A 7,176-nucleotide genomic window follows, 5' to 3' on the forward strand; every position below is an offset into this window, starting at 1 on the left:
CAGCTGGCCAGCTCGGCCTCGAGGTCGACCGCCGAACGGGTGGTGCCGGAGATGTTGCGGGTGCCGCCAGCGCCGGCGCCGGCCGCGTCGAGCTCGGCCTGCATGGCCTCGAGCACCGCGGGGTGCTGGCCCATGCCGAGATAGTCATTCGAGCACCAGACCACGACGTCCTGCTCCGACCCGTCCTCGCGGCGGCGGATGGCCTGCGGAAACCGGCCGCGCACGCGCTTCAGATCGGCGAAGACGCGGTAACGCCCCTCGCTCTTGACCTGCTCCACGGCGGTCTGGAAGGCGGCCTTGTAGTCGTACATAAGGTTGGATTCCGCAGTGATCGAACCTGTTCCTCCCACCGTCGTCCGCCGGCGTCACCTCCGGGAAACCCCTGACGTCGGGGCGCGCCTAGCCGGCGAGGATCGTCATCCGCACCAGTTCCGACAGGCTGCGGGCCTGCATCTTGGTCATGACGTTGGCGCGATAGACCTCAACCGTGCGCGGGCTGATCTCGAGGTCATAGGCGATCACCTTGTTCGCGCGACCCGCCACCAGACCCTCCAGCACCTGACGCTCGCGGGCGGACAGGGAGGCGAGACGTTCGACCACCTCGGCGTCCGGCCCGTCCCGGACGACGGCGCCCGTCTGTTCGGCGAGGGCAGAGCGGATGGAGGACAGCAGGGCTTCGTCGTCGAACGGCTTTTCGATGAAGTCCTTGACCCCGGCGCGGACGGCTTCGATCGCCAACGGCACGTCGGCGTGGCCGGTCATGACAATCACCGGGTGGCGCACGCCTATTTCGGACAGCCGCCGGACCATCTCCAGCCCGCTCATGTCAGGCATGCGCACGTCGGTGACGATGCAGCCGGGGGCCAGATTGTCCGCATGGGCCAACAAGGCCGCCGCCGAGTCATAGGTTCTGGAAACCAGATTGGCGGTGTCCAGAAGGAAGGCCAGGGAATCCCGGATCGCGGGATCGTCGTCGACCACATGGACGATCGGCTCATTCGCCATCGTAGAGTTCCTCCTCGCCGACTGAACGCAGCGTAAAGCAGAATCGGGTCCCGCCGCCGGGATTCGGCTCGACCCAGATGCGGCCGCCATGGGCCTCGATGATGGTGCGGGAAATCGACAGGCCGACGCCCATGCCTGTCCGTTTGGTGGTGACGAACGGCTGGAACAGCTGATCGGCGATGTCCGGGCTGATGCCGGACCCGGTGTCGGCGACGGTGACCTGGGCGTACTCGTCCTCGACGGGATCGAGCCGGATCTCCAGCACCCTGTTCTTCGACTCGTCCATCGCCTCGATCGCATTGCGGATAAGGTTCAGCGCGACCTGCTGAATCTGCACCTTGTCGGCCAGCACCAGGTCCACTTCCGGTGAGAAGCGGAACAGCACGCGAATGCCGTGTTCCTTGGCTCCGACCAGCGCCAGGGCGCTGGCCTCTTCTATCAGTTTGGGCAGGCTTTCCACTCGCCGTTCGGCCTCGCCGCGGGCGACAAAATCGCGCAGGCGGCGGATGATGTCGCCGGCCCTCAGCGCCTGGTCGCCGGCCTTCTGGATGGCGTCCTTCAGGCGTTCCCGGGCGATGGTTTCCGCGTCCAGCAGGCGCAGCGAGCCCTTCAGATAGTTGGCCATGGCCGACAACGGCTGGTTCAACTCGTGCGCCAGGGCGGACGCCATTTCGCCCATCGCGGTCAGGCGGGAAATGTGGACCAGTTCCGACTGCAGCTCCTGCAGGCGCTGCTCGGTCTGCTGGCGCTCGCTGAGGTCGCGGACGAAGCCGGTGAAGAAGCGCTGGTCGCCGGAAATCATCTCGCCGACCGCCAGCTCCATCGGAAAGGTCGACCCGTCCTTGCGCTCGCCCACGACCACCCGGCCGACGCCGATGATGCGCCGCTCGCCGGTGGTCAGATAGCGGTTGAGGTATCCGTCGTGCTGCTCGCGGTAGGGTTCGGGCATCAGCATCTTGACGTTCTGGCCGATCACTTCCTCTGCGCCCCAGCCGAACAGGCGTTCGGCGGTCGGGCTGAACGACTGCATGATCCCGCGTTCGGTGATGACGATCATGGCGTCAGGCACGGTCGCGAGGATGGACTGCAGATGCGCCTCGCGGGCCAGCAGGTCGCGGTGCACGGCCACCGAACGGGACCGCATGTTCTGGAAAGCCTCGCCGCCGGCCGTGATCACGACGCCCAGCAGCAGGAAGACGGCCGCCCCGACCAGGTCGCCGAGCGCCAGCGCGCCGGTCGACCAGGTGACGTAGAGCCCGCAGAGGAGGCCGAGCACCGTCGCCAGGGCGCCGGGCGCTGCCCCGCCGAGGGCGGCGGCGACGACGACGGCGGGGACGAAGAACAGCAGGGCCAGCCGGTCTTCCAGCAGGGGCGTCATGGCCAGCCGCGCCGCGAGCCCGAGCCCCGAGCCGAGCACGGCCGCCGCCAGGCCGAAACCGGTGTGGCGGGTCGCCAGCATCCAGTCCCAGGGCGTCCGGGTCTCCGTCGCATCCGTAGGGGTGGTCGTCATGGTGCCTCCGCAACAACCCGTAGGTGAAACCCCTGAATTTCACCAGACGTGGCCGGCGGCTACTTCACCGCCATCGGGCCGCCGGCCCTCCAGTTCCTAGTTTTCGGAAGCCGCCATGACCGCTCCCCTCGTCGACCTGTCCGTCCACCATGCGCCGAAAGGCCTTTCGGACCGCATCGCCTTCGGCTTCGTCAAGGCCCTGCGCTTCTTCGCCGACACCTTCTTCGCCAAACGCTACGGCCACCGCGCCGTGGTGCTGGAGACGGTCGCCGCGGTGCCGGGCATGGTCGGCGCCACGCTGAACCATCTGAAGGCCCTGCGCCGGATGAAGGACGACAACGGCTGGATCCGCACCCTGATGGACGAGGCCGAGAACGAGCGGATGCACCTGATGACCTTCATCGAGGTGGCGCAGCCGACCCTGTTCGAACGCTTCATGGTCATCGCCGTGCAGTGGGTCTTCTACCTGTTCTTCTTCGGCCTCTATCTGGTGTCCGCCAAGACCGCGCACCGGGTGGTCGGCTATTTCGAGGAAGAGGCCGTCCTCAGCTACACCCACTATCTGGCCGAGATCGACGAGGGTCGCAGCGAGAACGTGGCCGCGCCCGCCATCGCCCTCCGCTACTGGGACCTGCCGGCCGAGGCGACCCTGCGTGACGTGGTGCTGGTGGTCCGCGCCGACGAGGCCCACCACCGCGACGTCAACCACGGCTTCGCCAACGAACTGGCCGGCGCCGCGCCGATCCCGGTCGCGCCCTGCCCGGTGCACGTCGAGCTGCAGCCCAACTGGAAGGCGGCGGCGTAACAACGAACAACAGACCCGATCCCCGCATGTCGTCCCGCGCCCTCCCTGCCGCCTGGCGGTCCCACGCCGAGCGCAACCTGCCCCGCTACACCAGCTATCCGACGGCGGTCGCCTTCGAGACCGCCGCCGGCGAGGGGGAGGCGCGGGCGTGGCTGGCGGCCACCCGCCCCGACGAGGCCATCTCGGCCTATGTCCATGTCCCGTTCTGCAAACGGCTGTGCTGGTACTGCGGCTGCCACACCAGCGTCTTCCACGAGTACGACCGCGTCCGGGCCTTCTTCCAGACCCTGAGGCTGGAGGTCGATCTGTGGGCCGACGCCATGGGCCCCCACGCCGGGGCGGCCCACCTGCATTTCGGCGGCGGCAGTCCGAACGCCCTGTCGCCCGAGGACTTCCTCGCCCTGGTCCGGCACATGGCCGACCGGTTCGCCCTGCGGCCCGGCGCCGAGGTGGCGGCCGAGCTGGATCCCGGCATGCTGACCGAGGCCTTCATCGACGCCTGCGGCGAGGCCGGGGTGACCCGCGCCAGCCTCGGCGTCCAGACCTTCGATCCGGACGTCCAGGCCAGGGTCAACCGCGTCCAGCCCTTCGACATGGTCGCCGCCGCCAACGACCGGCTGCGCAAGGCGGGCGTGTCCGCGATCAATTTCGATCTGATGTACGGCCTGCCTGGCCAGACGCCGGAGAATGTGGCGGCCTCCACCGAGGCGGCGGTCACCCTGCGGCCCGACCGGGTGGCGGTGTTCGGCTACGCCCACGTTCCGTGGATGAAGAAGCACCAGGTGATGATCAAGGAGGCCGATCTCGCCGACGGTGACGGCCGCTGGGCCCAGGCCGAGGCGGCCGACGAGACCCTGCTTGCGGCCGGCTATGTCCGCATCGGCCTCGATCACTACGCCCTGCCGGACGATCCGCTGGCCGTCGCGGCGGCGGCGGGAAGGCTGCGCCGCAATTTCCAGGGCTACACCGACGATCCGGCGCCCGTGCTCGTACCCATCGGCCCGTCGTCGATCGGCCGATTCGCCGAGGGTTTTGTCCAGAACGCCATCACCACCGACCTGTGGGGCCGCGAGGTCGAGGCCGGCCGCCTGCCGGTCGCGCGCCGCCTGGCGGTCAATGCGGAGGACGAGCTGCGCGCGGCGGTGATCGAACGGCTGATGTGCGACCTCACGGTCGACGTGGCCGAGGTCTGCCGGTCGCATGGCTTCGCCGATGCGGCGCTGGACGGCTCGATCGTGGCCGCCGGCCGGCTGGAGGCTGACGGCCTGTGCGCCGTGGCCGGTCGGACCATCCGGATCCCGGCCGACGCCCACCGGGTCATGCGGGTCGTGGCGGCGTGCTTCGACGCCCGCCTGCCGGCCGCCCCGGCCCGCCACGCCCGGGCCGTCTGAGCGCGCCCCGCGGGATCTCACGCCCGCCTCCGGGAAACTACGCAGTTTGCGCCAGCACAACGTCGGCGCGAGCCGCGACCGCGAATGACATGCAACAGGCCAGGATGGGGGCGTCCCGGACGGCCGCAGGAACCGTGAGATGACAACCAAGAGACTTTGGATCGTCCTCGCCCTGATCATGGCGAGTTCGTTCGCCGTGCTGGGGATGATGGGGCGGGAGATAAACCGGCAGGCGCCGCCCATACCGGCGCAGGTCGTGGACACCACCGGGGCGGTGCTGCTGACCCGGGAAGACATCCAGACCGGCCAGCTGGCCTGGCAGTCGATGGGCGGCCAGCAGGTCGGCTCGATCTGGGGCCACGGCGGCTACGTCGCCCCCGACTGGTCCGCCGACCAGCTACATCGGGAGACCATGGCCCTGCTGGAGATGTGGTCGCAACGCGACTTCGGCCAGTCCTGGGCCAGTCTCGACGTCGAACGTCAGGCGGCGCTGAAGGCGCGGGTCAAGCGCGAGATGCGCACCAACACCTATGACCCGGCGACCGACACCATCACCGTCTCGGCCGACCGGGCCGCCGCCATGCGCGAGGTCAAGGCCCACTACGTCGCCCTGCTGAGCGACGATCCGGCGCTGGAATCGCTGCGCGAGCAGTACGCCATCGCCAACAATGCCGTGCCGGACGTCAGCCGGCGCAACCAGATCTCGGCCTTCTACTGGTGGGCCAGCTGGGGCGCGGGGACCGAACGCCCGAACGACGTCATCACCTACACCTCCAACTGGCCGCACGAGCCGCTGATCGACAACGTGCCGACCCCGGCCAACATCGTCTGGTCGGTGGCCAGCGTCCTGCTGCTGATCATCGGCGTCGCCGCCCTGATCTTCTGGCATGCGCGCCAGCCCAAGGAAGAGCACCTGGAGCCGCCCTCGGCCGATCCGCTGATGGGCATGAAGCCGACGCCGTCGATGAAGGCGGCGGGCAAGTATTTCCTGACCGTGATCGCCCTGTTCCTGCTTCAGGTCGGGCTCGGCGCCGTCACCGCCCACTATGCGGTCGAGGGCCATGACTTCTACGGCATTCCGATCTCGGAATGGATTCCCTACGCCGTGACCCGCACCTGGCACACCCAGCTGGCGGTGTTCTGGATCGCCACGGCCTGGCTGGGCACGGGCCTCTACATCGCCCCCATCGTCTCGGGCAAGGAGCCCCGGTTCCAGGCCCTCGGCGTCAATGTCCTGTGGGTCGCCCTCGTCGTCGTCGTGCTCGGCTCGATGGCCGGCGAATGGTTCGGCGTGCAGCAGATCTTCGACCTCGACACCAACTGGTGGTTCGGCCACCAGGGCTGGGAATACATCGACCTCGGCCGCTTCTGGCAGAGCCTTCTGTTCGTCGGCCTGCTGCTGTGGCTGCTGCTGGTGACCCGGGCCCTGTGGCCGGCGCTGAAGGAGAAGTCCCAGGCCAAGCCAGTGCTGGTCATCCTGTTCCTGTCCACCGTGGCCATCGCCCTGTTCTATGCGGCCGGCTTCATGTGGGGCAAACACACCCACATCAGCATGGTCGAATACTGGCGCTGGTGGGTGGTCCACCTGTGGGTCGAGGGCTTCTTCGAAGTGTTCGCCACCGCGGTGATCAGCCTGCTGTTCGTCCGCCTGGGCCTGGTCCGTCCGATCGTCGCCAACGTGGCGGTGGTGTTCGGCACCATCGTCTTCATGACCGGCGGCGTGCTGGGCACGGCGCACCACTGGTATTTCGCCGGCACGCCGACCTCGGTGATGGCCATCGGCTCGGTGTTCTCGGCTCTTGAGGTCGTGCCCCTGGCCCTGGTCGGCTTCGAGGCCTTCGAGAACTGGCGGCATACGAAGGCCGCCCCGTGGGTCAAGGCCTACAAATGGCCGATCCTGTTCTTCGTCTCCGTCGGCTTCTGGAACCTGCTCGGCGCCGGCGTCTTCGGCTTCATGATCAACCCGCCGCTGGCCCTCTATTACATCCAGGGCCTGAACACGACGGCGACCCACGCCCACGCGGCCCTGTTCGGGGTCTACGGGATGCTGGGCATCGGCCTGCTGCTGTTCTGCTTCCGCAGCCTGGCGCGGCGCGAGGCCTGGAGCGACAAGCTTCTGGCGTGGACCTTCTGGCTGCTGAACATCGGCCTGGCGATGATGCTGTTCATGTCGCTGCTGCCGATCGGGGTGGTGCAGGCCTTCGCCAGCATCGAGCACGGCATGTGGTTCGCGCGCTCACCGGCGGTGCTGCACTCGCCGCTGGTCCAGACCCTCGTCTGGATGCGCGTCCCGGGCGACGTGGTGTTCGGGGCGGGGGCCGTCACCCTGGCGGTCTTCGCGGCCCGGCTGGTGATCGGGGGGCTCAAGCCGAAGCCCGAGGTCGAGCCGGTCGCCGAGCCGGCGGTCCTGCCGGCCGAGTAACGGGCCGGCAGCTTACGGGCGGGGAGAGGCGAACCCCTCCCCG

The 7,176-nt window shown here is 68.6% G+C and carries 6 protein-coding genes; 3 read left to right on the plus strand and 3 right to left on the minus strand.

What is annotated here, in order from left to right; genetic code table 11:
* From RDU12_RS10185 to RDU12_RS10195, 3 genes are all read right to left on the minus strand, one after another.
* Positions 1–311: aminotransferase class I/II-fold pyridoxal phosphate-dependent enzyme (locus RDU12_RS10185; RefSeq protein WP_308684553.1), on the minus strand; the 311-nt coding region annotated here is incomplete at its 3' end.
* 88 nt (positions 312–399) lie between these two features.
* Positions 400–1,005 (minus strand): response regulator FixJ, encoded by a 606-nt coding sequence (gene fixJ / locus RDU12_RS10190; protein WP_300293159.1) that lies wholly within the window; start codon positions 1,003–1,005, stop codon positions 400–402.
* Positions 995–2,515, minus strand: coding sequence for a PAS domain S-box protein (locus RDU12_RS10195; RefSeq protein ID WP_308684554.1), 1,521 nt, complete (start codon positions 2,513–2,515; stop codon positions 995–997). Before RDU12_RS10195 ends, fixJ begins: the two co-directional genes overlap by 11 nt.
* A 115-nt stretch (positions 2,516–2,630) precedes the next feature.
* Here RDU12_RS10195 and RDU12_RS10200 point away from each other — a divergent pair, with 115 nt between their 5' ends.
* The 3 genes from RDU12_RS10200 to RDU12_RS10210 all read left to right on the plus strand — a co-directional run bounded on the left by RDU12_RS10200 (position 2,631) and on the right by RDU12_RS10210 (position 7,133).
* A complete protein-coding gene (locus RDU12_RS10200; protein WP_308684555.1) occupies positions 2,631–3,320 on the plus strand; it encodes an alternative oxidase in 690 nt (229 codons plus the stop codon).
* A gap of 26 nt (positions 3,321–3,346) precedes the next feature.
* Positions 3,347–4,711, plus strand: coding sequence for an oxygen-independent coproporphyrinogen III oxidase (gene hemN / locus RDU12_RS10205; RefSeq protein ID WP_308684556.1), 1,365 nt, complete (start codon positions 3,347–3,349; stop codon positions 4,709–4,711).
* A gap of 139 nt (positions 4,712–4,850) precedes the next feature.
* The gene (locus tag RDU12_RS10210) at positions 4,851–7,133 is read left to right on the plus strand and encodes a nitric-oxide reductase large subunit (protein WP_300292453.1); all 2,283 of its coding nucleotides are present in this window, start codon (positions 4,851–4,853) and stop codon (positions 7,131–7,133) included.
* The last annotated feature ends 43 nt before the right edge of the window (positions 7,134–7,176 follow it).

This window comes from Brevundimonas sp., assembly GCF_031082345.1.
GTDB lineage: Bacteria > Pseudomonadota > Alphaproteobacteria > Caulobacterales > Caulobacteraceae > Brevundimonas.

Coding starts and splice junctions, on each gene's coding strand:
- fixJ (WP_300293159.1), bottom strand. CDS start 1,005: ATGGCGAATGAGCCGATCGTCCATGTGGTCGACGACGATCCCGCGATC.
- RDU12_RS10195 (WP_308684554.1), bottom strand. CDS start 2,515: ATGACGACCACCCCTACGGATGCGACGGAGACCCGGACGCCCTGGGAC.
- RDU12_RS10200 (WP_308684555.1), top strand. CDS start 2,631: ATGACCGCTCCCCTCGTCGACCTGTCCGTCCACCATGCGCCGAAAGGC.
- hemN (WP_308684556.1), top strand. CDS start 3,347: ATGTCGTCCCGCGCCCTCCCTGCCGCCTGGCGGTCCCACGCCGAGCGC.
- RDU12_RS10210 (WP_300292453.1), top strand. CDS start 4,851: ATGACAACCAAGAGACTTTGGATCGTCCTCGCCCTGATCATGGCGAGT.